Source organism: Staphylococcus sp. HMSC061G12 (genome assembly GCF_001838465.1).
GTDB lineage: Bacteria > Bacillota > Bacilli > Staphylococcales > Staphylococcaceae > Staphylococcus > Staphylococcus simulans.
This window is the reverse complement of sequence record NZ_KV837050.1, coordinates 1-1,118: the sequence shown is the minus strand read 5'-3', so window position 1 is coordinate 1,118 and position 1,118 is coordinate 1. Positions and strand designations below refer to the sequence as shown.

At 28.5% G+C, this 1,118-nt stretch carries 1 protein-coding gene; it reads right to left on the bottom strand.

Features of this window, described 5'->3' with window-relative positions; genetic code table 11:
- Window positions 1-198: 198 nt before the first annotated feature.
- On the bottom strand, window positions 199-687 hold the full coding sequence (locus HMPREF2937_RS03955; protein ID WP_048665617.1) for an immunodominant staphylococcal antigen IsaB family protein: 489 nt from the start codon (window positions 685-687) through the stop codon (window positions 199-201).
- Between the last annotated feature and the right edge of the window lie 431 nt (window positions 688-1,118).

Here is a 1,118-nt window from a genome sequence, read left to right as displayed (position 1 = left end):
AAAACTTGTCGAATGGTCGGCTTAATAGCTCACGATATGCCGACATTCGTCTGCAAGTTTAGTTAAGGATTCTTCTCAACGATCAATAAATTTTCTCGGCATAAATGCGTGTCCTATTATTTATTTTTATTCACTTTAAATAAAAAACGTGAAGTAAGAGAACTTGCAACTTACCTCACGTTTTATACCTAAAATGTCTTATTCACTCATAATTTGACCTTTAATCACATATCCATTTCTATCAACATAAAAGTGAACATCTTTATTACCAATTTTATACTTATATACTTCACCCCATGCTGAAGTAGGAGAGTAAGAATTTGGTTGACCATAATTTTGAATTAAAGTATTTTTATTAATAGATTTTCCATCGAGAGAGAAGAAAACACCATTAGCTTTATTCTCAGATACACTATAAAGTGTTTGATCGTATAAATTTATTCGATTGTCACCGGTTGGATTCTTTGCTATTTGATAGCCGTTGATAGTAAAATTATCGTATTTCAATGACTCTTTGAAGTTTTTGTCTAATATAAATCCACTTTGATACGCAGTATAACCATCATAATTATAATAAGGTTCAATAGTCTCTTGTGCCTGTACTTCCGTTGCATTAAATAGTTCGGGCGTTACAGAGAAACCCAAAACAATACCACTAGCTAGAACAATTTTAGAAAATTTCTTCATAAAAAACCCTCCTAATTATTTTTAATTCATCTATTATTATTACATACATATTACGAAAAAACATCCATTATTACAAAAGTATTACAAAAATTTCATCCGAAGTTATTGCTTTATTAACTTCAAAATTTAAAACACCAACTATTTTTTCGTGACTATCATAGTTAAACTCTGTTTAATTATGGTTTCTTTTTATGTAGTGCCTATAGACAAATTGGACACCCAAAAAGCTTTCATACTGAAAGTAAATTACTCGTAATAATAAAATGATCTTAATTTCAATTTTAAATTGGATTTCAAAGCATTAAATCCAATTTATAGTATATTAATTACATTAATTACCTAGAAATTTATGTCAGCTCTTAAAACGCAAATGAGAGCCAAATAAATATATTTTGATTTTACATCACAAATTTTTAGCAAAACCAGTGACG